At 57.4% G+C, this 625-nt stretch carries 2 pseudogenes; both read left to right on the top strand.

The features are described from left to right. Positions 1–104: pseudogene (locus NW858_RS11545) on the top strand (IS630 family transposase); the annotation flags it as partial. A 211-nt stretch (positions 105–315) separates the two neighbouring features. Beyond that, positions 316–625 (top strand): annotated as a pseudogene (locus NW858_RS11550) (class I SAM-dependent methyltransferase); the annotation flags it as partial.

Here is a 625-nt window from a genome sequence, read left to right on the forward strand (position 1 = left end):
CCAGGAAGTCTAGCGTGGAGCAGATAGTGCAGACTTGTTTACTCCTGATCAATCTATCCTCCTTCCGGAGTTGGTTTGCTAAGTGTTGCTACTGTACCCCTTGATTACTTAACAGACTGTAGCTTCCTGTCCTGAATCAGAACCTGTTGACAGCCGTAGTCCATTGTTGCTGAGTGGCGATCCAAAACTAAACTGTATTACGACTCGCATCATTGGTGAGCAGCTAAAGCTGCTCGAAGGCTTTTCCGCCCCGCCCTACTCGCGCTAGCGGCGCGGAGCGCTGAGTACGGGGCTACCAAGCTACTCTGCTGTGTCATGCTTTCTTCTCTCTCTGCTCTGCCAGTTCACCTCTACCGCTGCCTAAGCTGTGGTCAGGAAGGGCTGAGCTTGCCGCCAGCGCGGGAGCCAGGGTCTGCTGTGGATCGGGTTTATTGTCCCCGCTGTGGCCAGGTTTACCCTCTCCTATCTTCCGGGGCGGTGGATTTTCTAGCCACCTCGCCGGAGTTGCCCCTCACTCCAGCTCAGGCCATTGCCCATCTGCCCGGGTTTGCCTGGGGCTACGATCGCCTTTGGCGGCCCTGGGCGCTGTCGCTGTTATCGGGGGAGAGCTTCGCCAGCGAGCGGG

The sequence above is a fragment of the Synechococcus sp. H55.10 genome (assembly GCF_047502715.1).
Lineage (GTDB): Bacteria > Cyanobacteriota > Cyanobacteriia > Thermostichales > Thermostichaceae > Thermostichus.